The organism is Rhizobium sp. USDA 4016 (assembly GCF_056279705.1).
On record NZ_JBWCCY010000002.1, the window covers coordinates 1,443,499 to 1,467,787 of the forward strand.

Here is a 24,289-nt window from a genome sequence, read left to right on the forward strand (position 1 = left end):
TGGAATGCCCGTGGGCGACGTGCGAGTAGAACCTGTCGAGCAATCGACCTAAGGTACAGCCAGATGATTGATTTCAGGTCACTGACCGAAGCAGATTTTCGGATATTGTGTGAATGGCTAAATAGCTTTCATATGCGTGCTCACTACCAGAAGACGCCGATAACAATAGAGGAAGTTCAGAGGAAGTATTCCGAACGCCTCAATCCAAGCCATCCCACCCATTGCCATATAGCCTGTTATAATGGTGAGCCTTTTGGAAAATTGCAGTGCTATTTGCTTCGCGGCTATCCCGATTTCGCGTTTGAGATAGGCGAGCACGACGGCGTAGCGGTCGACCTATTTATCGGTGATGAGCGTTTCATAGGGAGGGGCTTGGGGAAGGCTATGCTTCGCTCATATGTGCTGAACGTGGTTCCTTCCCTTTTCCCCCAAGACTGCAAATGCTTCATTTGTCACGCTAAAGAGAACAAAATAGCTATTCGTGGTTCGCTGTCCGCAGGGTTTCTGCCGTATCGAGACGTCATCGAGGGCGGGGTGGAAAGTCTGCTACTTTCATTCGACCGTCCGATTTAGAGGGATTGGGACTTAAAGCCGAACTGGGCCGTCATGCCCTCGACCGTCTCGGTTATCTCGCGGGTAAGTCAGACCATCTTTGGGGCATTATCCGACGTGCGGACCTCTGGGCAAGAGCATCGGCGTCGGCCTCGGCGATCAGACGGTCGAGGCAGTCGCTGCCACGCTGGCGCTGGGCGGCGTCATAGAGCCGGTCCAGGGCGGACAGATGCTTGCGTCGGGTCGACGGCTCTAACGACGTCTTTAGGACGTCGCTCCAGATTGTCGCCCAGAACCGAGGAGCACCGGAAGAGCCGACGCTGACCACGCCGGACATCGTTGGCGGTATTGACGAAGAAGCTAGATTAACCGGCATAACGACCTGCGCCCACATAAACCTGCGCAAATCTTTCACGCTCCGTCACAAAACCAACAGCCAAAACCGCTTTTTATCGAGGAAATCCACAACTGCGTAAGCGGCGGTTTGGGAGCAAAAGCAACACTCACAAAACCGCCCGTTAGTTCCATAAGATAGATTATGTGATGTTTGTTTGTAGCCGCAAAGTTAAAGTGTCCTGTTTCTGCAAAGTAAGAATGTCACTCTCCCCGGGTTTGATGACCTGGGAGATTGCGGATGGGACTGATTGCGATGAGCGAGCGGGATCTGCAGCGGATCGAGATTTTGTCGAAGGTGATCGCCGGCCGGATGACGCTGGTGTCGGCGGCGCATGTGCTTGATCTGAGTACGCGCCAGGTGCGTCGTCTGCTGGAGCGGATCAGCACTGGCGGTGCGGCCTCGATCCGACACAAGGCGATCGGCCGGCCGTCGAACAACCGGATCAGCAATGGTGTTCGCGATTACGCCGTGACGCTGGTTGGCGAACGCTATGCGGACTTCGGTCCGACGCTGGCAGCCGAGAAGCTTGCCGAACGCGATGGAGTGCGTGTGTCGCGCGAGACGCTGCGGAGCTGGATGACGGAGGCCGGACTTTGGCTGTCGCGCAAGCAGCGCCGGACGTTTCATCAGCCACGACTGCGACGCGAGGCCTATGGCGAGTTGGTGCAGATCGACGGCTCCGAGCATCGCTGGTTCGAAGATCGCGGGCCGCCGTGCTCGCTGCTGGTGTTCGTCGACGATGCGACGGGCAAGCTGTTGCAGCTGCGCTTTGTCCGCTCGGAAAGCGCCTTCAGCTATTTCGAGGCGCTGGCACTTTATCTAAAGCATCACGGCGCGCCTGTGGCCTTTTACTCCGACAAGCATTCGGTGTTTCGGGTGGCGAAGGAGGACGCCAAGGGTGGCCAGGGCATGACCCAGTTCGGGCGGGCGCTTTCAGAGTTAAACATCGAGATTCTTTGCGCAAATTCGAGCCAGGCGAAGGGGCGTGTCGAGCGAATGAACCGGACGCTGCAGGATCGGCTGGTCAAGGAATTACGGCTGGCGGGCATCGGCGATATGAAGACTGGCAACGCGTTTTTGCCGGGCTTCATGGAGCACTACAATGCGCGGTTTGCGATTGTCCCTGCCCGATCAGACGATCTGCATCGGCCAATGAATCTGGCGCCGGAACGGCTCAACGAGATTCTGTGCAAACGCGAGCAGCGTTATGTCGGATCGCAGCTGACGTTTTCATTTGAGCGCCAGCGGATCATGCTGAAGGAGACCGAGGTGACGCGCGGTCTGGCTGGCCGTTATGTCGAGACCTATGCCTATGCGGATGGTCGCCTGGATGTGCGCTGGAAAGGGTATTCCCTGCCCTACACGGTGTTCGACAAGGACCAGCGTGTGACGCATGCGGCGATCACCGAGAACAAGCGGCTTGGCGATGTGCTGGCCTATATCAAGGAGCGCCAGGACCAGCACGACAAGCCGACCGTAAAGAGTAACAGCGACAAAAATGGCTACGTCAAACGCGCGCGCGGCCCGGGCCGGAGGAAGGATTTCATGGGCGATCCAAAGGTCGTTGCGCGGCGAGAGAACGCGTTGTTGAGGCAACCGGCTGCCGAATAAAAGTCGTCGTCAATGCATGCTGATTGAGGCCTGCTTATCCGACTCCAGTTTCAGACAGGCCTCCCACAAGGGTGTCTTGAGGTAGGTACCGTCCTGCCAGATAGTCAGTCCTTCGCGCTCTTCGTGTAGCAATCCCAGCCAGCACAGCGGCTGGATGACGTCGTAGCGGAGCGACGATCGTTCCATTACGGTTTCGACCGTCATCTCTGCTGGCGCCGGATACGCTTCGCTCGGGTATAGCTCGTTCGCCAGCTCTTCGAGAGAACACGGCATATCTGCTTTCATATTGATAAGATTGAGAAAGACGTGCCACCAACGTATCCGGTTGCGCACATCTTCCTGCGTCTGCCCATGATGGATATAAGCATAGAGATAATCCGTGGCGATCAGATCGAAGAAGGCTTGCGGTCTCGCCAAGAAGTCCCGACCACGTTTGGTTGGTAGCAGGTTGTCCTTATTCCGGCGAAGAAGTCTGAGGTGATGAAGCATGTCGCGCACGGGCCAAAGCGGCGGCATGTCGCATTCGTTGAGCACCTTGTTCATGCTGTAGAGGTCTTCGGCTGTGAAGCCGGGCCACTGGAAGTGCGTGGCGGCCCAATGCACAAACTTGCGGTTCATGGCGCCAGTCGCGGTCAACCCGATGCCGCCCTGACTGCCGGCGTAGGAAACCGAAAGGATCATCCCGCGAAGAAGTGGCGAGAGAGCGGCGACATCGACGCCACCCACCAGCTTGATTTCCGGAAGCATCGTGCCACTCTGATCCCTGCCCTGCAACATACTGCCGACAATAGTACAACCGGCGACCGAACAATTGCTACTGAGAAAGCTCAAGCCGAAGGGGTGCCTCTCACCCGCCCCCTCCCTTCCCTTGCAACCCGGACCAGCCGGTCCGGTCGGGGGCTTGCCTCAGCGCAAGTGGAGATGTCGAGTGTCGCATTTCTAAATGGCTGAAGACGCGCCCAAAGTGACATTTCTACTTTTGCACAAGTGCGGACATTCCAACTTCCCCGCCACATTGTTTGTAAGAGGGGTGGGTTCAAGGATGAAGTGCGACTTGCAATAGATAACAACGGTTTATCCTTGCAAGGAACGAGACATGAAACGCACCTACTCCCAGATCGATGTGGAAGAACGCCGCAAGATTGCCCGCTGGCGCACGGCTGGGATCAGCGTTGACGTGATCGCCGAGAAACTGCACCGACATCGCTCGACCATTTTCCGTGAGCTGCGCCGCAATACGTTCGAGGATCGTGAGATGCCGGACCTCAACAGTTACTACTGCGTGATGGCCAATGACATGGCGCGAGAACGGCGTGCCAAGCTGCGCAAACTTGCCCGGTTCTCGCATCTGCGCCAATCGGTGATCGAGCGCATCATGCATGGCTGGTCGCCGCAACAGATCGCTGGCCGACTGCAGCTTGAGCGCCATCCGATCTCTGTCAGCCATGAGACGATCTACAAGTTCGCCTATTCCTCGGACGGCCACGCAATCAAGCTGTGGCGACATCTTCCGGAGCACCGCGCCAGGCGTCGGCCACGGCACGCCAGACGCCGCCATGGTCGGCGGTTCACCCCCGACGTCAACATTCTCTACCGGCCCGACGCAGTTGCCGAGCGCAAGCAGTTCGGGCACTGGGAATGCGATCTCATCCAGTTTCGCAAAAAGTTCGGAAAGGCCAACGTGACGTCACTGGTCGAACGGGTCAGTCGCTTTGCCATTCTCCTGCGCAACAACGACCGACAATCCAGACCGGTGATGGACGGCCTGATCCAGGTGCTGCAATCCCTGCCCCACCTCGCTCGTCGTTCGATCACCTTCGACCGTGGTACTGAGTTCACCGACTGGCCCTACCTGCAGGCAAGCATCGGAGCGCAGACCTGGTTCTGCGATCCACAATCTCCCTGGCAGAAAGGCACCGTCGAAAACACCAACAGACGGGCGAGGAAATGGCTTTCGAGAGAGGTCGATCCCCTGTCTCTCAGCGACCGCGATCTCACCGACATCTGCAATCATCTGAACGCAACGCCGCGCAAATGCCTCGGCTACAAAACACCAGCGGAAGTCTTCCGCCAGAAACTCCTCGCGCAAATCCGGCGCACCAGTTAGCTTCTCAAAGCCCGCAGGTCGCGGTTCGCCATGAACTCACAGAGCTATTTAGTAATGCGACAGTTGGGCCAGTTAGAGATGCGACAGTCTCGCCTCTCGATCTGCTGGTCAACGTCAGAGAACCGCGGTCCCAATTGCGCCTGCTGGTCTATATCGACGATGCTAGCGGCAAGCTCTTAGCTCTGCGGCCCGTTGAAGAACCGTCGGTCGCGCTTAGCTTTGTCGGGTTCGCAGAGCTGTCTGAGCGGATCACCAGCGTGTCGAGAATCCGCCGCCAGTCCTGACGTCCACCGAGAAGACGTTACACGACGATATGGTCATCCGCATCTGGCTACGCTCGAACATATTTGCCTCGAGAGTCCAGAAGCCATTCGTATGTCGGCCAAATCCGACAGTGGTCGTCTTCGCCCAACCTGCGGGTGGTTCCTTTATTGCGTGTCGCCTTCTTCCGAGTGCCGATGCCTGATATTCCGCACGATAAGCGAAATTCCCAAGACGACGACAGGCACCGAGATTGCCGTCACAATTTCTGATCCAAACTCGATGCCAAACAAGTGTACCCCTTTGGCGACATATCCAATCAGTCCGACGACATAGTACGATATGGCAGCAACGGAGAGGCCCTCAACGGTCTGCTGCAGGCGTAATTGCATTTTTGCCCTGCGGTCCATGGAGTTTAATAACGTCATGTTGATCTGCTCCAGCTCGACATCGATCCAGCTCCTTAGCAAGGACGTGGCACGAGCCAGTTTGCGCGAGAGATTTGCCTGGCGCTCCTCTACAGATTGGCAGGTCCGCATCGCCGGTGCCAGGCGGCGCTCCAAGAAAGTACCAAGGCTCTCGCTCCCGGATGTCGCTGTTTCGGCAAGCGCCCGAATTCGCTCTTGGACAATTTCGTAGTAGGCGCGGCTGGCGCCGAACCGGTAAAGGCTCATCGCAGCATTCGCTTCGAGTTCGGCCGCCAGACGGGTAATTTCCGCAAGCAGCTGATCGGCTTCGTCGCGAGCGTGCTGCTTCATCCGCTGAGTGACCGCCGTCAGGCTAGCTTCTATCCGGCGGATCTCGGGTGACAGCGATTGTGCCAAAGGCAATGCCATCATTGCAAGTGTTCTATAGGTCTCAATGTCCAGAAGCTTCTGAACGAGCGCACCGCGCGAGCTGTCGGATAGACCGCGGTCAATAACGAGGATCTTTGTCAGGCCATCCCCATCCGGACGGAAATCCGTAAGAATGGTGGCCTCCCCGCTTCTGAGGTCACTGCGGCAAAGGCTCGTCCGGTCGAAAACGGCGAGGTCCTTCTGCGTCTCTTCAGTGTCAGATCTGATCTCCAGCCGTATTCCCGAGATGAAGGGTCCGGGTTGCGAAAATCCGTCACCGAATGGATGCACAGGGATCTCAGCCCCGAACTTTTCCGGAGCGGGGCTGTCCCAGAAATAGGTCGAGAATTCCGTGTGGCGTTCCCATCTCAGCGTTCCTTGTCCCCAGCTGATCGCATGGTGATTGGTCTCATGAGACGGAGGCGGCGATCCGCTCGATTGGGAGAGCCGCTTTACGATATCATGATCCTGATCGGGCTCGCTGTCCGTCAGGAACGCAAGCTGAAAGATGACGCGAGGTACCGTAATAAGGGCATATGGCCGAGCGTGGATTTCGCCCACCGCTCTTTCACGAAGAGCGGCCGGTCTGAAAGCAAAAACACCCCTGCTCATTTGGCCCCCGGCAACAGTTGAGTTTCTACCCGTTGCCATGCCTCAAATGTCATGTAAATCAATTTGTTAAGCTAGGTCGAGTTTAATCGATTATAGGGCAGCAGTCCGGCTGCAACCCAATTGCGCATGAGCAGCGGAAGCGGCCCGCAAAAGTGGCAAAGTTCAGGAAGGGAGCCGGCGAGCGGCAGGTGCAGCATCGCACAACTGGGCGCATCGCGGCACCGGTCCGCGCGATTACGGCGATCACGATTGGACCTGGTTGCCCCGTACGGCCAACGCCGGTGCACGATTGTCCCAATCGCGCCGGTCGTCCAGGCATGAAGCCTGTGCAAATCGACGTCGCCGGTCAGAAGCGGTGCTTCCATCAGCGGCGCTGACGGGGCGCTCCGGGCCAAGCTGGGTATATGGATGTTATCAGGCGCCGCAATGCCGGAAGCGGCAGCGGGAGGGCGGCGTCTTCAGGCAACCGACAGTTACAGTCGCCGCTTACTCCGCGCCCTCCCCTCGCCTACCCGGCTCTCAATATCTGACCACTACTTCAGGCGTGCGGCTTCTTTGGCCGTTTCAAGCAGCTTGCGCCTCTGCCTTCAATGGGATCTCGACGTCGATTTCCAAAATCGACACGTGCTCATTGCGATCCATCTTTACTTGGACCTTGTCGTTGTCGAGCTGCACATGCTTGGCAATCACCGCAAGGATTTCCTCGCGCAGCAGCGATACAAGGTCTGAACCCGCCGACGAGCGTTCGTGGGCCAGAAGCACCTGCAGGCGTTCACGGGCCGCGGGGGCGGTTTTCTTCTTGCCGAAAAGACTGAAGATGTTCATGCGGCCCTCCGTCCGAATATCTTGCCGAAGAGACCGCGCTTTTCCCCGGGAATTGTGATCGGTACTTCCTCACCGGCAAGCCGGCGGGCGGCATCGAAATATGCCATCGCGGGTGCACTGCGGCTATCGGCGAGCGTCACAGGCGCGCCAATATTGGAGGCGCGTAGAACATCCATGCTTTCGGGAACAATGCCGAGGAGCGGAATGGAGAGGATCTCCAGGACGTCATCGACTTTGAGCATATCGCCCCGTTCGGCTCGGTTGGCATCGTAGCGGGTCAGGAGCAGATGCTTCTCCATCCGCTCGCCGCGTTCTGCCTTGGCGGTCTTGGCGTCCAATAGGCCGATGATGCGGTCCGAATCACGGACCGAAGAAACTTCCGGGTTGGTGACGACGACGGCGATATCGGCATGGCGCATTGCAAGGGTCGCCCCACGTTCGATGCCTGCGGGGCTATCGCAGATGATCCAGTCGAAGTGGCGCTTCAGGTCGGCCATGACACGTTCGACACCCTCCGGCGTCAAGTTGTCCTTGTCGCGCGTTTGCGATGCCGGGAGCAGAAACAGCGTCTCGAGTCGCTTGTCGCGTATCAGCGCCTGAGGGAGCTTGGCATCGCCTTGTATGACGTTGATCAGGTCGTAGACGACCCTTCGCTCCGCACCCATCACGAGATCGAGATTGCGTAGCCCGACGTCAAAATCGACGACGACCACTTTTTCGTTCCTCTGCGCCAGAGCCGCTCCAAGCGCGGCGGTAGAAGTTGTCTTGCCAACTCCGCCTTTGCCTGAAGTGACGACGATGACTTTCCCCATCTTGCTCTCCTGTGTCCTAGCCGGCTTTCGGCTCAGATAAGTTTCTCTGCCATGATCGTGTCGCCTTCCAGCCAGAGCTGGACAGCTTGTCCTCGAAGGTTCGAGGCCATGTCTTCAGCGGTCTTGTAGACGCCATCAATCGCAACTAGCTCTGCCTCGAGCTTTCGGCAGAAGATCCGCGCGGACGCATTTCCGACCGACCCCGCCATGGCCCGGCCCCGCAAGGTGCCATAAACATGGACCGAACCTCCGGCGATGATCTCCGAACCGGAGGCAACAGAACCGACGATGGTGACATCGCCTTCCGGGAAAATCACTGACTGGCCTGAACGCACGGGCTGCCGGATCACGATGGACTGGAGCGCCGGACGCGCTTCGCTTGCCGGCGGCTTGCTTTGCAGATCGATGATTGGTTCCGCTTTTGGAAGTTCAAAGTCGGAAACCGGCCGTCCGCCCTTCAGTGCAGGCGGCATGCCTGGCCCAAGGATTGACGGCCGGCCGCCCTCGATTCCCATGACGCTCACATTGCGTTGCGTTAGTTCCGCAATGAGGTCCTTCAACTGCGATCGGTCGATCTGCAGGTCCGTGACATCAAGCACGATGGGCCGGCCCAAAAAGAATCCGGCTGAGCGGGCTGCGAGATCATCCAGTCTCGCCAGCCAATCATCGAGCGGGAGATCTGGAGAAAGCATGACCGCGAGGAAAGAGCGGCCCTTGATGCGGATAGAGCGAGCGTCTGTTAGCACTTTGGTCATCTATGTTAAGAAATCGTTGACTATGTCTACCGCCGCCATGGTTAATAAAGAGTTAACAGTATTAAGAAAGGTTTGCGCAGCCGCTGGGCAATCATGCCGCTGGATCTTCTTGACGAAGTTTCTCTGAAATCTCCCGTGCAGACATGGGCTTTCCGACGAGATATCCTTGGAGCTGATCACATCCTGTGTCGCGTAGTATCGCTGCCTGGCGGACATTCTCGATGCCCTCGGCGGTAACGGGAATATTAAGAGCCGTTGCCAAGGAGATCGTCGCGCGAAGAACCTCAATGCCGTTTGCAGCGTCTTCGACACCCGAAACAAGTGATCGATCGATCTTCATCCGATCGAAGCCAAACTGCTGCAGTGCGCCAATACTCGCATAGCCGCAACCGAAGTCGTCAAGCGCGAACTTGATTCTGACGCGCTTAAGCTGGTCGATGGACCGGCGGGCCTGATCAGGATTCGTCATGAGGACGCCTTGGTTATCTCCAAAGTCAGGCGGTTGGCGTCGAAATCAGATTCCTGCAGAACCGCAATCACTTGCGCCCCGAAGTCCGGATTACACAGCTGGATTGGTGAGACATTGACGGACAACGTCAGCCGGGCCAGGCTCTCGCATGGCAGATCGACTCACGCAGCATGTGAACGCCGAGAGCGCCTATGAGGCCAGATTTTCAGCAAGTGGGATGAAAGCGTGGTTACCGACAGTCGTAACCATCCAACGCAGTCAGCGGCGGCGAAATGATAGCGCCGCCACCGGGATCCAAAACAAACACCGCGTTAAGCTGCCCGAAAGAAAAAAAGCGTAGAAGTTCAAATTGATCCATGTTCTCGAGCTGCTGAAACGATCATGAGTACAACCTGGCAGATACTGACGGGAAACCTCGCCGTCGTTGCACTTGTCATGTCGCTGTGGGCTCATTTCTATTATCGATTCCGCGATCTTTCCGCGCTTCAGTCGAGGGTCGCATTCGGTCTGACAATGGGCCTCGGCGCCATTGCATCGATGTTGCTTTCGATCCCTGTCGACTCCGGGGCGTTCATCGATTTGAGATCGTCGCTGATTGCGATCTCCGGGCTGTTTGGCGGGCCGGTGGCAGCCATTGCCACGATGGCTGTTGCAGGCGCCTTCCGGATATTTTCAGGCGGAGCGGGAACAATCAACGGCATTACCGGTATCCTGCTGATCGGCGCCGTTGGTCTTGCCGCTCACATAGTCGTTCAAAACCGCAAGATCGGGATTATCGATGTCGTGCTCTTGGCTGCTGCGGTTTGCGTAACACTCGTGGGGTCACTGATCCTGCTAAGCTACGCCGATGGCCAAACGCTTACGACAATCGTTGCACCCGCTGTCTTCCTGAATTCCTGCGCCATCATCATCTCCGGGCTTGTCCTGTTGCAGTTCGAACGCATTGCACTCGAACGTGATCTGTTGACGGCCGCCCTCACCCAGACATCCGACTACCATTACGTCAAGAATAGCCGGAGCCAGTTTGTCATCGTCAACCGCAATGTCGCCGAACATCATCACTTCAGCTCGCCGGCCGAGATGATCGGCCTCACCGATTTTCAGCTTGCAACGCAACGGCGCGCGGAGATCCTGTTTGCCGAAGAGCAAGAGCTTGTGCGGAGCGGCAAACCCGTGATCGACAAGATCGAACAGCTTCGTGAGGGCGAGCAGGAAAGGTGCTACTCGACGTCCAAGTTTCCCTTGCGCGACGGAAAGGGCGAAATCATCGGTCTTGCTGGCGCCACGCGCGACATCACGGAACAGCGGCGCGTGGAGCGCGAACTGACCGAAAGCCGGAATCTGCTGTCGCACGCGATGGCCGGCATGTCGGATGGATTTGCGATGTTCGGTCCTGACGGCACGCTGCTATTCTGTAACGAGCAGTACAGGTGCCTGTTCCCCTTATCTGCTCCAGCGCGGATTCCCGGGGCCAACATTAAAGACATTCTGCGGAAGGTCGCGGAGACAGAGGAGCGGCGCGATCTGCCCAAGGAAGTGACAGACGACTGGATCGACAACGCCGTCGCGCACCTGCATCAGGACAAGGACGAGGAGATTGACCTCTGTGATGGCCGCTGGCTCAGCTTGCGGACGCGACTGACGACCGACGGAAAAGCACTTGTTGTCGTATCCGACATCACAGCCATGAAGCAGGCCGAGCACTCGCTACGTGAACTTGCCGAGCAAATGAAGAGTTTGGCGGAAACGGATGCTTTAACGGGGATCGTCAACCGGCGGGCTTTCGACCAGGCGATCGTCATCGAGCTCGCCCGGAGCACCAGAAACCGGACCCCGCTCAGCCTGCTTTTGATCGATGTCGATCGTTTCAAGGCTTATAACGACACTTACGGTCATGTTGCCGGCGACGAATGTCTCAAAGCCGTGAGCGATTGTTTACGCCAAGTTGTCAAGCGCCGCACCGATGTCGTCGCCCGCTTTGGTGGTGAGGAATTCGTCGTTCTGCTGCCCGAAACCGACGAAGGCGCAGCCCAGGCGCTTGCCCGCAAATTCCTGACGGGGCTTCGGGCGCTGGAAATACCGCATGCGGGCAGCGAATTCCGGTATGTCACCGCAAGTGTCGGCGTTTCGACAAAGCTAAGCTCTTCTTCCGAACTCGTATCGTCGGAACTGATCAAACGCGCGGACGACGCTCTTTATGATGCCAAACGCAACGGTCGCAACCAGATCAGCGCCTGGAGTGCCCAAAAATGCGATGGGCGTCGACAAAAGGGGCCATCGCGCTCAAGATGATTGGCCTTCCCCGGGGCTCTGTATGCGCTTTTCATGCGCTGCAGGATCTTCTGATCCCCCGCCTGCTTTCAAGCCAGCGTGCGAATTCTGCTCGTCTGTGAGATCGGAAACAAGAATGGAGTTTTGCTGAAGTCTAGATAGTCGACTGAGTTTCGCCAAAAGCGGGCGGCCGTCATTTCCGGCATCCTGACACCGTAAAGATCAACCATTTGGCCCGGACGCCTCCAATCCCCCACGACCGTTGGACGCGTCGAGTTGAGCCTGCATCCCTCAACGCCTCAACAATGCGAAGCGAGCTTCGCGTCCATGCGAAGAATGGTGATTTTATTGTCGACGTCTCGCCTCAGGCAGCATCACTGCGCGCGGAAGAACCGCTGTTTCGCGTAATTGGAAGTGTAACGGCAAATGTCGATCCGGATCCCCTTGCACTGCGAACCTCGATTGAGCCTTGGTGCAGTTCGACGATCTGCTTCACCAGACCCGCCAGGATTGAGAAGCACAATGCCCTGGCGCAGGCTTTCCAGGATAGATTCAACGATTGCGGCATCATCCGGCCCTGATTCAGATATGGCACGTTGCACGTATCCGTAGCAATCGACACAAATGATAATATTTCGCTAAGATCTCTCAGCAGGAGTTCCTAGACGGGACTCTGCAGCCAGCGTGGTGGTTATCGAGGGACCTCGCCGCTGCCGGCAATGAATTGCGCCGGCACCTCAGGTGCCGGCGAGTATCTCAACATCAGTTCGCCGGCTCGGTGGGCGTCTCCGTGACAATCGTGACTGTTGTCGTCGTTTCCGTGGTTGTTGGCTCCTCAACCGTATCCACGGCCTCCGGATCGGGCAGCGTTTCGCGAATCTCGTCAATCTTGCCGACTGCCGGTCCCACGCCGAGGATTTCCTTGGCTTCAGCAAGGGCATCGTCGCTCACGACGCCCCCTTTTGTGAAGCCCGTAAGGGCCTCGCGCAGCGCCTCATCGCTCAGCGCCGGATCGGTCGGAACCACATCGGGCCCGCTTACCTTTTCGAATTCAGCATATGCCATGACGTAGGACGCAACGGGAGCCAGTCGCGGGTCGTTGGAATGCATGTAGGCGTGATAGTTGCGGTTCAACGAACTCAGTCCAACCGTGTCCGATTTAGTGTTCTTCAGACTTTTCTTTGCAGCGTTGCCGCTCTTGACGGGCTTATCCGCCTTTGTTGCCTTACCAGTCTTTTTGTCATGAAAGAAAAGCGATTCGAGCGTCGGCGTGCTTGCACCCGACTTTGAACTCGTCTTCGAATGGGAATGCGCATTGCCAGACTTGCCATGGTTCGAGCCCGCGCTGCCGTGGTTGCCTCCATTCCCATTCCCATTCCCGTTTCCACCACCACCAGAATTGCCGTTGCCATTTCCGTCCTTGGCGAGGGCCTCGTTCGAGGTTCCGACCGTAGCGCCCGTTAGTGGTGCGACTGTCATCGTAAGCGCAAGAATGCCCCGGCTGATCAGTTTTCTGATTGGCATGCGATGTCTCCTCGTTAAAGCGGCGGCGATAAAAATCACGGCCAGCCGCCGATGAGCGGCTTCAGTGAACGCAACGATAGCTTGCGCGGCGGCGCGATTCCATGATCCTCAGACCAATGCCGCAGCGGTTAGGACTTAGGTCCGATGGATGGATTCTAAACGTCTGATAGTGGACGCTTGACACGCTCGCCATTGACCGCCGCAGCGGAGAAGGTAGGCTATCTGCAAGATCGAAACGGGTCGCCCACGCAATGCGACCAATCCCCGAGAATAACTCGTGCGTCGGCCCAACCTGATTTCAAAATGGAATTCGCAGTCACTGGCCAAGCAGTTTTTGGTCATTGGCGGCATTGTCTCGATTGGAGCGATGCTTCTGGTCGGGGCGTTCGTCACTCGTTTGATCGAAGACGCCGTTACACGCAATTCTGCCGCAACGACTGCCCTTTACGTGGACAGTGTCATTGCTCCGCTGCTGCCTGACATGCAGACGAGCCAGGCGCTTGACGACACGGTCGCGCGGGCTCTGGACGAGACGCTCGGGCAAGGTGCGCTCGGCGACCGGCTGTTGTCATTCCGTTTGTGGCGCTCGGATGGAACTATTCTCTATTCGAACGACAAGACCATGGTCGGAAAGAAGTTCCCGCTCAGTGATGAGCTGAAGACGGCCTTTGCCGGCAAGATGGCGGCTCAGTTCAACGAGCTCGACGATGTCGAGGACAAGGTAGAACGTCTTGCCGGTAAACCGCTTCTGGAGATCTACAACCCCGTCCTGCAGCCCTGGTCGGGACAGGTGGTCGCCGTTTCCGAGTTTTACGAAATTGCCAATGACTTCCAGCACAGCCTCAGCCAGGCCCGGCTTCACACCTGGCTCGCGGTGGCGGGTTTTACCCTTGTGTTCTTCGCGACGCTTTCGGCGATTGTTCTAAGGGGTAGCCGAACGATCGAAAATCAGCGTCATGCGTTGAGGCAGCGGATTGACGATTTGTCCGCTTTGCTTGCCCAGAACGAGGCTCTCCGGGAGCGTGTCCAGCGCGCTTCCGAACGCGTCACCGCGTTGAACGAGAGCTATCTGCGGCGCATCGGCGCGGATCTTCACGACGGCCCAGCCCAACTTATAGCTTATGCTTCGCTTCGGCTGGATAGCCGCACCGTCGTCAGCGCATCGACCTCTCCTGTCACCCGCGAGCGGGAGATAGCATCCATCAAGGCAAGTCTCGACGAAGCCATGCGCGAAATCCGTACGATTTGCAGCGGTCTGGTCTTGCCGCAGATCGAGGCAGCGAGCCTTTCTGAAATATTGGAGCGTGGTGTTCACGCGCATCGCCAGAGAACCGGGACGATCGTCGACCTGGTGACGTCCAGCATACCTGTTTGTCTGTCGCCGTCGGCGAAAATATGCATCTACCGCTTTGTGCAGGAAGCATTGAATAATGCCTATCGTCATGGCGGCGGCGCAGGCCAGCGTGTTATCCCGCGTCTGCAGGGAAATCGCGTCAGCGTAGAAGTCGCAGACGATGGACCAGGTTTCAGTCCCGACGACGTCGGACCTACCAGCCTTGGACTTGCGGGCCTCAGGGAACGCGTTGAAAGTCTTGGCGGTACGTTCGAGATCACATTTGCGGCGCCAGGTACGATCGTCAGGATGACACTCAACACCGAGGAGACCGAGCAAGTATGAGCGAAACGATAAGGGTCGCGGTTATAGACGATCACCCGCTGTTTAGAGAGGGCGTAACGAGAAGCTTGTCGGAGATCGATGGTTTCGAGGTGATCGCCGAAGGCGGTTCGAAGGATGACGCGTTGCGAATTGCACAGAACCTGCGGCCCGACATCATCCTCATCGACATTTCCATGCCAGGCGGGGGACTGAACGCGATTGGTCCGATCCTTGAAGCATCACCATCGCAGAAGATCATCATGTTGACGGTCTCTGAAGCCAACGATGATGTTACCGGAGCCTTGAAGGCGGGGGCGAAAGGTTATGTTCTCAAAGGCGTCGGCTCCAGAGCACTCGCCGACATCATCCGCACGGTGGCTGACGGGGACGGATATGTCGCTCCGACGCTGTCTGCCAAGTTGCTTCACAATCCATCCGAGCCCTCCAACGTTGACGCCATTGCTGCGCTTACCGCCCGTGAACACGAAGTTCTAAAGCTCGTCGCGACGGGCCTTAGCAATAAGGAGGTGGCCCGGAAGCTCGACCTGCACGAGAAAACGATCAAGCATCACATGACACAGGTCATGGCGAAACTTGACGTCAACAACAGGACAGAGGCGGCGATGGTCTTTCGCGATGCGATCGATCGAAAGCCGGTCAGGGACTGAATGATTGAAGCCGCTTTACATCATCAAAAGTGGCGCGCCGATTGACGATCGTGCGCCCTTTCGCATCCTTCATGATGTAGCGTCCCCTTTTGACTTCCTCGCTCATTCCATCGACGTGAAGCACTTCGAGCGAGGAGTTGTCATCGCCCCTTGTCGTTGCCGACACACCAGAGCCTTTTCCGGAAGAGCTGTTGCTCGAGCCGCTCTTCCCGTTGCCATTGCCACCGCCGCCGTTGCCATTACCGCCGCCGTTGCCATTGCCGCCGCCGTTGCCGTTGCCGCCGCCATTGCCGTTGTTTCCACTCTTGGCCAGGGCAGACTGGGTGACCACGTCGAACGCGGATCCCGATATTTCAATCTTGTAGGGAAGGATTGAAAGGGAGACACCAACCAAAGCCCAACACAACGTGGCTAGAAGATTCCGACGCGTAGTCATCGCTGTTACCTGACGCGGGGTCAGCGCCCACGTCCTTTGTCAATTAAAGAGCGCACTTGGAGCAATGGCGAATATTCGGCTCGGAGGCGATGGGCAAAACCTGCTGAGCAAATTTACATGCAATATCCAAGATCCGAAGCCGAAAAAGCCAGTCCAAGTTCTTGAGATTGCTCATGACGCATGCCGGTCGTCAACCCTGCAAGCGCCTGATAAAGGAAGATCAGACCTTTCCTGCGGACGGGATCGGACCTTCGTCCGCTTGCGGATAGGACCAAAGTCCGAGGACAGGTGAGGACTGGGAGGGCATGATCAACCCACGAGAGATATGTGCTCGCGTACTCTCGTTTCTTCCTGATGTCCAGGTCGCGTTCCGGAGACCGTAATGATCCCTCAATGGCTGGCGCTTCTAAAGAACACCCACCCCCCGGGCGCGGTTACAAGTTTCTCGGCTGCTGCATTTGAGCTTACGGCCGCAATTAACCTACGCCTCGCCTTGAGGCTGATCAAACCGACAGCAGAGTGTCTGGCCAGAGCCGAAGAGGTTTGCGAGCGAGCAAAGCTCTATAGCGAATTGCGCGAAGCCGGTTCGGCATCTACCGTCAACGCGGAAAGACAATTGGCCGATGCTTTAAAATTGCTGACAGCGGAAATGCGGGCGTGCGATCCTGGGCGAAGTGCCAATGACATTATCGTAAGACACATCTTGACAGACGAGCGTGCCAGGAGACCAGAACCGCCTGACAAGGATCGGGATGGCATTCCTCACGAAGCTGGAGATTTCGATAGTCTCCGCTCAGCTTCATGCTGACCATTCCGGTGATATGGAGTCGCTGCGACCGTTGAGACTTCCACCAATGCCGACGACCATCTACTCGGCTCCGGTTCATGCGCCCGGTGCCGACACCTGACCCGGCGTTCGTGCATGCCGCCAAATGCCACAATCTAGACAAGAAATTACCTAGACAATGGCCTTGACGGGATCATCGGTAGAATCAGACCAGTTCCTGATCGGGTCGACCACACGGTCGGTGGTAGCGAGCTTGAAAGTCAGACGTGGCCGGTTCGGGCTCGGAGACTGGAACGCCTAAAGAGATGGCATGCTGCCGGGTTGGGTCAGCGCTGTGCAGTCGTTGGTTTGATGAAGCGCCTATCTTCGGCTGGAAGGGGACAGCGTTCTCCGTCTCTTTCGGCAGATCCGGCGACATACACAGGTTTCGGGTGACTATTTGGCGCTGTCGTGACGCCAGTTCGGGGGACCAGATTGTCAGATGATCGACGCAAAGAACAATCCGTATCCCCCGGTGCCGAAACCGAAAATGGCGTGCCGGGCGACGACACTGCGCCGGTAAAAGTCGAACGCCGTCGTTATCCGCGATCGGCACAACCAAGCAATGAAGAGCCTCCGGCTCCGCCAGCGTTGGAACCATTGCTGTTTTCCACGCGCGGGCTGGAACCGGCAGATCAATTTGCGGCCTGGCAGGCCTATGTCGCTCCCCTTATAGACATTCGGCGTCCGGATTGCCCATCGCAAGAAGCGGCGTTTGTAGCCGATCATGCGGCGTGGAATCTCGGCGGCATGCTGGTCGTTCAACAAAGCACACCTGCCCACAGCTATATGCGATCGGAGGCAAAGGTGCGGTCAAACCTCATCGATCATTGGCACATTTCGGTCCTGCGCAACGGCCGGACATGGACGGAAGTTGATGGGCATGTCTCGGAGGGCGAGCCAGGAAAGGTGGAGCTGCGTTCTTTGGGCCATCCCTTTCGAGGCCGATCAACCGAGGCACGAGTCCTCTCGCTTTATTTGCCGCGCGAACTGCTTTTTGATGTTCCCGCCTCCAGCGAAATCAAAAACAATGTCGCCTTGTCCGGAACATACACCAAACTGCTGATCGAATATCTGGATGGTGTCGAGGCAAACCTTTCACGTCTGGCTGCAGTGGACCTTCCCTACGTGGTCCAGACCACACGTGATATGATTTTGACCTGCGTTTCAGCATCGGCTTCCAATATTGCTGTTCCGGAGCAACACAGCACCTTGGCTTTGATGGAGCGCGTGCGCCGCTTCGTCCAGCGCAATTTGAAGTCGCCCGATCTCACGACGGATCGAATATGCCGGGAACTCGGTGTTTCGCGCACCCGCCTCTATCAGGTGTTCGAGCCGGATGGCGGCGTTCATCACTATATTCAGCGCCGGCGGCTTTTGTCTGCTCACGCTGCCCTGAGTGACATCAGCAATCGGCAGCAAATCGTCGATATCGCCTTTGCTGTGGGCTTTTCTTCTGCTGCCCATTTCAGCCGGGCATTCAGTAAGGAGTTTGGTTACAGTCCGCGCGAGGCGAGAAATGTAGCCGTTCCGCTCTATCTTGGGCATGCTGTCGCACCAATGTCAGAAGTCGAGAGCGCTCATTCCTTCGACAAATGGCTAAAGATGCTCGGCCATAACCGCTAGTCCCGGCCTGTTCGCCATCACAGCAGGCGATCTGCGGCATTGACGACCTCATTGCCGCACCCGCCAAATGAACGAATGCTCCATTGTCCAGCCGATGGCGACCGATCCAAAGCAGCCCGGCGGCCTCCTCACGATGGCTTTTTACTGGTCGCCGCCTCGTCGCAGGACCGTGGGCATGTTTGCTTGACTGAATATCGTGGCCACTGAGGGTAAAATTCCGCATTGCCGATCGATGATTGCAAAAATGGACGCTGCTGCAAGTTTCGGGATGCGTGGCTAACGACACCCGACACTTAACTTATTAATAAAGAAGCATAATAGCAGTTCAGGCGAGAGAAACCGGGTACATGACGAATGTACTCTCCATGCAAATAGCGCAACCTCTAGGGGGCATATCAATGGAATTTACCCGTCCGACAATACAGATCAGCAACCCGCAACATGGCGCAAGTGATCCATATCGAGCCGTCGAGCGCGAGGAGGTCCTTGCAGCGGCATTTCAAGATTTCGTGCAAAGGGCCCTTGCTGCGGGGTGGAAGGAGCCGGAGGTCGCTTTGACCTTGGCCGACATCGCGGATGACTATGTGATGGCGCTCGCGCGAAGGGTTGCGGCAAATTAGTATTGAGTATCCGTTCGCGTTTCGCACAACAACAAGCGCGAGATGGTGCCAGCAATTCTTCGGCAAGCCCGCCGGCGCTGCTGCTTCGCGACGAAGCGGCTCGTCGGCGGCGTGCGTGGTCTGAGACCGTGGTATTAGCTGGGGGTTTCACATTCGCGGATCATTTGCCCGGATCGATTCGCGAGAAGGCGGCGAGAACTGTGCGCTCAGACTGCATCAGATACGCTTCGAGCGCTGTGCAAGCTTCGGCCGTCAATCCCGCCTCGAGCTTCTCGAGAATAGCGCCATTGAGGTCGACATAGGGCGCGTGCAACAATTCGGGATCGGCGAGAAGGCCAAAGCTGAGACGCAGCTCTGCGGCGATCTGCGCATAGAAAGCATTCAGGCGCTGACTGTCGGCAAGATCGACGATCGCCGCGTGAAAGACCATGTTTTCGCTGCCCACCATTGCCCAATCCTTGCGATCGCGCGCGACCCTGGCGCGCTCGACCGCTGAGCGCATACGCACCACCGCCGGATGCTTGGGATAGGCCTTTGCAAGCGCCTGGCATTCGATCATGCGGCGCACACGGTATATGTCGATGATTGAGGCCATGCTCGGCGTGGCGACAAAGACGCCGCGATTGGGCTCGTGGCGCAAGAGATTTTCCTTGGTCAAGAGCCGGAAGGCTTCGCGCAGTGAGTTGCGCGACACATCCAGGCCGGCGCTGAGCGCTGCCTCAGACAGGCGCTGCCCCGGCTTCAATTCGCCCGCGATCAGCATGTCGCGGATCTCCTCCGCCAGACGCGGCGCAAGCGCCGATATGGTATCCTGTTCAGCCATCAAAGCCCCTTCTGCATGGAAATGGATGAAGCATCCGTCTCCTTGCGCATCGATATAGCGGTTCTCGCTCAATGGGAACCATGGGGCGAACGACACGGTCAATCGGGCCACTGCGGCAAACGTCAATCGGGCCAGTCAGACATATTTCTTAAGGGCACGAAAAGTGACAAGCGCGCGGGCGGGTGTTGCAAAAATTGGTTCTGAAGACTGGCCCTCGCTCATGAAATGAGCAGATTGCTCAACACTTCGGCAATATAGTAGAACGATATATTAATATCGTTGAACAATCTTGACATCGTAAAGAAACGCGACGACGCTGGCTCGTGTCAAAACTCACATGGCCCGCCCGAGGAACTGCGGGAGGGCCGCATAAGGAGAGGGTTTATGGAACAGCTATCTATTTCATCCACAGACGGCGCATCGGCCGCATCGTCTGGCATGTCGCTCAAGTCGCGGCGCGCAGCACTAACGGCTGCGGTCTTCCTGATGGCTACCTCGGCCATTGGCCCGGGATTCATCACCCAGACGGCAACATTTACCACCAAACTCGGCGCGGCTTTCGCTTTTGCGATCCTCTCCTCGATTGTCATTGATTTCGTCGTGCAGCTGAACATCTGGCGAATCGTGACTCTGACGCGCATGCGTGCCTCCGATCTCGCCAATGCGGCAATCCCGGGCGCTGGCTATCTGCTTGCTGTTCTGGTGATCGTCGGCGGGTTATTCTTCAATATTGGCAATATCGGGGGCACGGGCCTTGGTATCAATGCGATGATCGGGCTTGATCCGAAAATCGGCGGCGCAATCAGCGCGGTTCTTTCGATCGGCATCTTCTTATCGAAGCGCGCCGGCATGGCCGTCGACCGCTTCATCATCTTCGCCGGTATCCTGATGATCGCATTGACGCTCTATGTGGCCATCGTATCGGCCCCGCCGGTTGGCGAAGCACTGTTCCAGACCTTTTTGCCGGCAACCGTCGATTTCGCCACGATCACCACTATCGTCGGCGGCACGGTCGGTGGCTACATCACCTATTCCGGGGCCCATCGCCTGCTCGACAAGGGCACGGTCGGCATCGAAAACCTCGGCGCCGTCAACCGCGCAGCGCTCACCGGCATCGCCGTCACCGGCGTCATGCGCTACGTCCTCTTTCTCGCTGTGCTCGGCGTAGTCGCCAGCGGTGTCGTAATCGATGTCTCAGGCAAGGGTGCCAATCCGGCCGCCCAAGCCTTTGAGGCCGCCGCCGGCGATGTGGGCATGCGCATCTTCGGCATTATCCTGTGGGCTGCCGCCATCACCTCGGTTATCGGCGCTGCCTATACGTCGGTTTCCTTCCTCACGATCTTCAAGCAGGACCTTAGTGAGAGAGCCCGCAATATCGCGACCGTGATCTTCATCGCGGTATCGCTGTTCTTCTATGTGATTATCACCACCCCGCCGGCTCAGATGCTGGTCTTCGTCGGCGGCCTGAACGGTCTCATTCTGCCGATCGGCCTGTCGATTTTCATCTATGCTGCCTGGGCTCGTTCTGACCTGATGGGTGGCTATCGCTATCCGCGCTGGCTGCTGGTGCTCGGCGTGCTGGCTTGCGTCCTCACCTGGTACATGGGCTACAAATCAATCGGCCCAATCTTCGCGCTTCTGACCGCCTAAGGAGACCTGATATGACTGCCATCGATCTGAACAGCGATCTCGGCGAAAGCTATGGCGCATGGGGCATGGGCGACGACACCGCGATGCTCGCCCTCGTCTCCAGCGCCAATGTCGCCTGCGGCTTTCATGCCGGCGACCCGCTCGGTATTCTAAGAACCGTCAGGGCCGCAGCTGAAAAGGGCGTTTTGATCGGCGCGCATGTCTCCTATCCTGATCGCGTCGGCTTCGGCCGGCGCGACATGGATGTCGCAAGCCACGAACTGACCGCCGATGTCATCTATCAGATCGGCGCACTGAAGGGCATCGCAGCGGCAGCGGGTGTCACCGTCGGTTACGTCAAGCCGCACGGCGCTCTCTACAACCGCATCGCCCGCGACCCGAAGCAAGCCCAGGCAGTGATCGACGGCATCAAGGCGGTGGATCCCTCGTTGGTGCTGATGGGTCTTGCAAATACGCCAATTCTCAAGCTCGCCCGCGACTGCGGCTTGAAGGCCGTGGCGGAAGCCTTTGCCGACCGGGCCTATACGCCCGATGGCGACCTTGTCTCACGCCGTGAACCGGGTGCCGTCCTGCATGATCCCCAGCTGATCGCTCGCCGCATGCTGCAGCTTGCCCATGAAGGTACGCTCGAAGCGGTCGACGGCTCGACCATCAAGATCGACGCCCAGTCGATCTGCGTGCATGGCGACAGCCCTAGCGCTGTCTCCATCGCCAAGGAGATCCGCCGCGTCTTCGAAGTCGACGGGATTGCCGTCCGCTCCTTCCTGGCCGCCTGACCAACCTGCGAGAGACATGCAATGATCGCCATCGAACATCTTCGCCACATCAATGCTGGGCCGGCTCAAAAGGCCCGCGAACGCTATTGGGTAGGCAGCATCGAGCCGACTTCGGGAGTCGCGCCGGGCTTCACCCAGGCTAATATGATCGTGCTTCCGCGCGACTGGGCCTTCGATTTCCTGCTCTATGCGCAGCGCTATCCAAAGGCTTGTCCGGTGCTCGATGTCTCCGATCCGGGTTCGCATGCGACCCTGCTTGCGCCCGGCGCCGACCTTCGCACTGATCTGCCGCTCTATCGCATCTGGCGTTCGGCAGTGCATGGCGCACCCGTGCATGTCGGCACGCCGGAAGCGATCGGCATCAAGGATCTCGCCGCGCCGGAATTCGGCGATCCGGTGCGCATCGAGCCGGGCGAGGTCCCGGTCTTCTGGGCCTGCGGCGTCACCCCGCAGACGGCCGTGATGGCCTCCCGTGTCCCCTTTGCGATCACCCATGCGCCGGGACACATGTTCATCACCGACATCCCCGATTCCGCCTATCACGCTTGAGGTTCCCATGCGTTTCCTGCCTGTCAGCCTGACAACCATGCTTGTCGAACTCGCCGATCTCGACGAGACGCTGGCGCTGTTTGCCTCGCTCAAAGCTGATCCGCTGGAAGGTATCGAGGACATGGTGCCTGCGGCCCGCACGCTGATGATCCGCTTGCGGCCGGAAAAGCTGACGCTGGAAAAGCTGGCCGGCGAGATCGCGACACGCGATCTGTCGATGCGCGCGGCACCCTCCGACAAGCTCGTCGAAATCCCCGTTTGCTACGATGGCGAGGACTTGGCAGATGTCGCGGACCTTACGGGCTTGTCTATCGAGGACGTCATCCGCCGCCATACCCACAGCGAATTCACCGTCGCTTTTTGCGGCTTTGCGCCCGGCTTCGGCTATCTCACCGGCGGCGATCGGGCACTGCAGGTGCCGCGCCGCCCGAGCCCGCGCACAAGGATCCCGGCCGGCTCGGTTGCTTTGGCCGGCGCCTTCAGCGGTGTCTATCCGCAGGCGAGCCCCGGCGGCTGGCAAATCGTCGGCACGACGCCAAAAAAGATGTGGGATCTATCGCGCGATCCGCCAGCACTTCTTCAGCCCGGCTACCGCGTGCACTTCTTCGATCTCAAAAAGAAAGCAGTCTCAACTACCAGGACCACCAAGACCCTGGTCGCCCGCCCTCCAGTAGTCGCGTCGGACAGCGTTGCGTTCAAGGTTCGTGCCGCCCCCATCCCGGCACTGTTCCAGGACTTCGGCCGCTTCGGCAAGACCGGCCAGGGGGTCTCATCCTCCGGCGCGCTTGACCAGGGGGCACTCAAGGCGGCCAATCGCGTAGTCGGCAATCCGGCCGGCATGCCCTGCCTCGAAATCACGCTTGGCGGTTTTTCCTTCGAGGTTTCTGGCCGCACCGTCATGGCGCTCACCGGTGCGCCCTGCCCGATCAGCATCCGCGATGCAGCTGACCGCACGATTAGCGCCGAGACCTATCAGCCAATCTCGCTTGAACCGGGCGATGTCGTGACGCTCGGCCATGCACCGAGAGGCATGCGCAGCTATCTCGCCGTCCGCGGCGGATTTGCCGTTAGGCCGATACTCGGTAGCGCTTCCACCGATACGCTGGCCGTTGTCGGTCCCGACCCTGTCGCCGCAGGCGCAGTGCTGGCCATCAACAATGATAGCTTGGCCCTAACCAGCGTTTCGCTTCATGAAGCGCCAGCCTTCGACCATCCGGCGGCGGACGAAACCATCACGCTCGACGTGATCATGGGGCCTCGCAGCGACTGGTTCACCGAGGCTGGTATCGCCGCCCTCTCCGGCCAACTCTGGCAGGTGACACCGCAGTCCAACCGCGTCGGCATCCGCCTTTCCGGCGATGTTCCGTTGGAGCGCAAGGACAAGGCGGAATTGCCGAGCGAAGGTACGGCGACCGGCGCAATCCAGGTACCGCACAGCGGCCAGCCGGTCCTCTTCCTCGCCGACCATCCGCTGACTGGCGGCTATCCGGTCATCGGCACGGTCGCCGAATACCATCTCGATCTCGCCGGACAGATCCCGGTCGATGCCAAAATACGATTCCGGCCCGTGACGGCTTTCGCCGATATTCAGCCCGCCAAGGCTCGAGATCGGTGACGGCCAAAATC

21 protein-coding genes and 1 pseudogene are annotated in these 24,289 nt (G+C 58.1%); 13 read left to right on the forward strand and 9 right to left on the reverse strand.

What is annotated here, in order from left to right; genetic code table 11:
* The first annotated feature begins 63 nt into the window (after nucleotides 1-63).
* Both ACZ9DP_RS08030 and ACZ9DP_RS08035 read left to right on the forward strand, forming a co-directional pair.
* Entirely contained in the window at nucleotides 64-573 is a 510-nt protein-coding gene (locus ACZ9DP_RS08030; protein ID WP_476201134.1) for a GNAT family N-acetyltransferase, read from the forward strand.
* 613 nt (nucleotides 574-1,186) lie between these two features.
* Complete coding sequence (locus tag ACZ9DP_RS08035) at nucleotides 1,187-2,560, forward strand: ISNCY family transposase (protein WP_476201136.1); 1,374 nt, start codon at nucleotides 1,187-1,189, stop codon at nucleotides 2,558-2,560.
* 9 nt (nucleotides 2,561-2,569) lie between these two features.
* Here the strand turns inward: ACZ9DP_RS08035 and ACZ9DP_RS08040 are convergent, their stop codons facing one another.
* Nucleotides 2,570-3,307 carry a hypothetical protein gene (locus ACZ9DP_RS08040; RefSeq protein WP_476201137.1) on the reverse strand — a complete coding sequence of 246 codons (738 nt, stop codon included), beginning with the start codon at nucleotides 3,305-3,307 and terminating at the stop codon, nucleotides 2,570-2,572.
* A 349-nt stretch (nucleotides 3,308-3,656) separates the two neighbouring features.
* On the opposite strand from ACZ9DP_RS08040, the gene ACZ9DP_RS08045 reads away from it, so the two are divergent.
* A complete protein-coding gene (locus ACZ9DP_RS08045) occupies nucleotides 3,657-4,667 on the forward strand; it encodes an IS30 family transposase (RefSeq protein ID WP_476201139.1) in 1,011 nt (336 codons plus the stop codon).
* A gap of 428 nt (nucleotides 4,668-5,095) precedes the next feature.
* Here ACZ9DP_RS08045 and ACZ9DP_RS08050 read toward each other — a convergent pair whose 3' ends face one another.
* The 5 genes and pseudogenes from ACZ9DP_RS08050 to ACZ9DP_RS08070 all read right to left on the reverse strand — a co-directional run.
* Nucleotides 5,096-6,376, reverse strand: coding sequence for a DUF3422 family protein (locus ACZ9DP_RS08050; protein WP_283073926.1), 1,281 nt, complete (start codon nucleotides 6,374-6,376; stop codon nucleotides 5,096-5,098).
* A gap of 564 nt (nucleotides 6,377-6,940) precedes the next feature.
* On the reverse strand, nucleotides 6,941-7,201 hold the full coding sequence (minE, locus tag ACZ9DP_RS08055; RefSeq protein ID WP_194731194.1) for a cell division topological specificity factor MinE: 261 nt from the start codon (nucleotides 7,199-7,201) through the stop codon (nucleotides 6,941-6,943).
* Nucleotides 7,198-8,013 (reverse strand): septum site-determining protein MinD, encoded by an 816-nt coding sequence (minD, locus tag ACZ9DP_RS08060; protein WP_040115446.1) that lies wholly within the window; start codon nucleotides 8,011-8,013, stop codon nucleotides 7,198-7,200. Before minD ends, minE begins: the two co-directional genes overlap by 4 nt.
* A gap of 32 nt (nucleotides 8,014-8,045) precedes the next feature.
* The gene (gene minC, locus ACZ9DP_RS08065) at nucleotides 8,046-8,768 is read right to left on the reverse strand and encodes a septum site-determining protein MinC (protein WP_074071847.1); all 723 of its coding nucleotides are present in this window, start codon (nucleotides 8,766-8,768) and stop codon (nucleotides 8,046-8,048) included.
* A gap of 91 nt (nucleotides 8,769-8,859) precedes the next feature.
* Nucleotides 8,860-9,465, reverse strand: a pseudogene (locus ACZ9DP_RS08070) (EAL domain-containing protein); the annotation flags it as partial.
* A gap of 153 nt (nucleotides 9,466-9,618) precedes the next feature.
* On the opposite strand from ACZ9DP_RS08070, the gene ACZ9DP_RS08075 reads away from it, so the two are divergent.
* Complete coding sequence (locus tag ACZ9DP_RS08075; protein ID WP_476201140.1) at nucleotides 9,619-11,529, forward strand: diguanylate cyclase; 1,911 nt, start codon at nucleotides 9,619-9,621, stop codon at nucleotides 11,527-11,529.
* A gap of 741 nt (nucleotides 11,530-12,270) precedes the next feature.
* Here the strand turns inward: ACZ9DP_RS08075 and ACZ9DP_RS08080 are convergent.
* A complete protein-coding gene (locus ACZ9DP_RS08080) occupies nucleotides 12,271-13,032 on the reverse strand; it encodes a hypothetical protein (RefSeq protein ID WP_476201141.1) in 762 nt (253 codons plus the stop codon).
* 277 nt (nucleotides 13,033-13,309) lie between these two features.
* Here ACZ9DP_RS08080 and ACZ9DP_RS08085 point away from each other — a divergent pair, with 277 nt between their 5' ends.
* Together ACZ9DP_RS08085 and ACZ9DP_RS08090 are read left to right on the forward strand one after the other, a co-directional pair.
* Nucleotides 13,310-14,710 (forward strand): sensor histidine kinase, encoded by a 1,401-nt coding sequence (locus ACZ9DP_RS08085; RefSeq protein WP_476201142.1) that lies wholly within the window; start codon nucleotides 13,310-13,312, stop codon nucleotides 14,708-14,710.
* Nucleotides 14,707-15,357 carry a response regulator gene (locus ACZ9DP_RS08090; RefSeq protein ID WP_092588006.1) on the forward strand — a complete coding sequence of 217 codons (651 nt, stop codon included), beginning with the start codon at nucleotides 14,707-14,709 and terminating at the stop codon, nucleotides 15,355-15,357. Before ACZ9DP_RS08085 ends, ACZ9DP_RS08090 begins: the two co-directional genes overlap by 4 nt.
* Here ACZ9DP_RS08090 and ACZ9DP_RS08095 read toward each other — a convergent pair.
* Nucleotides 15,347-15,793 (reverse strand): hypothetical protein, encoded by a 447-nt coding sequence (locus ACZ9DP_RS08095; RefSeq protein ID WP_476201143.1) that lies wholly within the window; start codon nucleotides 15,791-15,793, stop codon nucleotides 15,347-15,349. The two genes, ACZ9DP_RS08090 and ACZ9DP_RS08095, sit on opposite strands and share 11 nt — an antisense overlap.
* Nucleotides 15,794-16,175: 382 nt before the next feature.
* On the opposite strand from ACZ9DP_RS08095, the gene ACZ9DP_RS08100 reads away from it, so the two are divergent.
* From ACZ9DP_RS08100 to ACZ9DP_RS08110, 3 genes are all read left to right on the forward strand, one after another.
* Nucleotides 16,176-16,601 (forward strand): hypothetical protein, encoded by a 426-nt coding sequence (locus tag ACZ9DP_RS08100; RefSeq protein ID WP_476201144.1) that lies wholly within the window; start codon nucleotides 16,176-16,178, stop codon nucleotides 16,599-16,601.
* A 513-nt stretch (nucleotides 16,602-17,114) separates the two neighbouring features.
* Entirely contained in the window at nucleotides 17,115-18,245 is a 1,131-nt protein-coding gene (locus tag ACZ9DP_RS08105; protein WP_476202228.1) for a helix-turn-helix domain-containing protein, read from the forward strand.
* A gap of 398 nt (nucleotides 18,246-18,643) precedes the next feature.
* Nucleotides 18,644-18,865, forward strand: coding sequence for a hypothetical protein (locus tag ACZ9DP_RS08110; RefSeq protein WP_022717815.1), 222 nt, complete (start codon nucleotides 18,644-18,646; stop codon nucleotides 18,863-18,865).
* A 160-nt stretch (nucleotides 18,866-19,025) separates the two neighbouring features.
* Here the strand turns inward: ACZ9DP_RS08110 and ACZ9DP_RS08115 are convergent, their stop codons facing one another.
* Nucleotides 19,026-19,688, reverse strand: coding sequence for a GntR family transcriptional regulator (locus ACZ9DP_RS08115; RefSeq protein ID WP_074071838.1), 663 nt, complete (start codon nucleotides 19,686-19,688; stop codon nucleotides 19,026-19,028).
* A 384-nt stretch (nucleotides 19,689-20,072) separates the two neighbouring features.
* On the opposite strand from ACZ9DP_RS08115, the gene ACZ9DP_RS08120 reads away from it, so the two are divergent.
* The 4 genes from ACZ9DP_RS08120 to ACZ9DP_RS08135 are packed head-to-tail and all read left to right on the forward strand — an operon-like array spanning nucleotide 20,073 to nucleotide 24,278.
* On the forward strand, nucleotides 20,073-21,338 hold the full coding sequence (locus tag ACZ9DP_RS08120) for an NRAMP family divalent metal transporter (RefSeq protein ID WP_283073921.1): 1,266 nt from the start codon (nucleotides 20,073-20,075) through the stop codon (nucleotides 21,336-21,338).
* An 11-nt stretch (nucleotides 21,339-21,349) separates the two neighbouring features.
* On the forward strand, nucleotides 21,350-22,114 hold the full coding sequence (locus tag ACZ9DP_RS08125) for a LamB/YcsF family protein (RefSeq protein ID WP_194731200.1): 765 nt from the start codon (nucleotides 21,350-21,352) through the stop codon (nucleotides 22,112-22,114).
* 21 nt (nucleotides 22,115-22,135) lie between these two features.
* Nucleotides 22,136-22,663 carry a D-glutamate cyclase family protein gene (locus ACZ9DP_RS08130; RefSeq protein ID WP_476201145.1) on the forward strand — a complete coding sequence of 176 codons (528 nt, stop codon included), beginning with the start codon at nucleotides 22,136-22,138 and terminating at the stop codon, nucleotides 22,661-22,663.
* 7 nt (nucleotides 22,664-22,670) lie between these two features.
* A complete protein-coding gene (locus tag ACZ9DP_RS08135; RefSeq protein WP_476201147.1) occupies nucleotides 22,671-24,278 on the forward strand; it encodes a 5-oxoprolinase subunit B/C family protein in 1,608 nt (535 codons plus the stop codon).
* The last annotated feature ends 11 nt before the right edge of the window (nucleotides 24,279-24,289 follow it).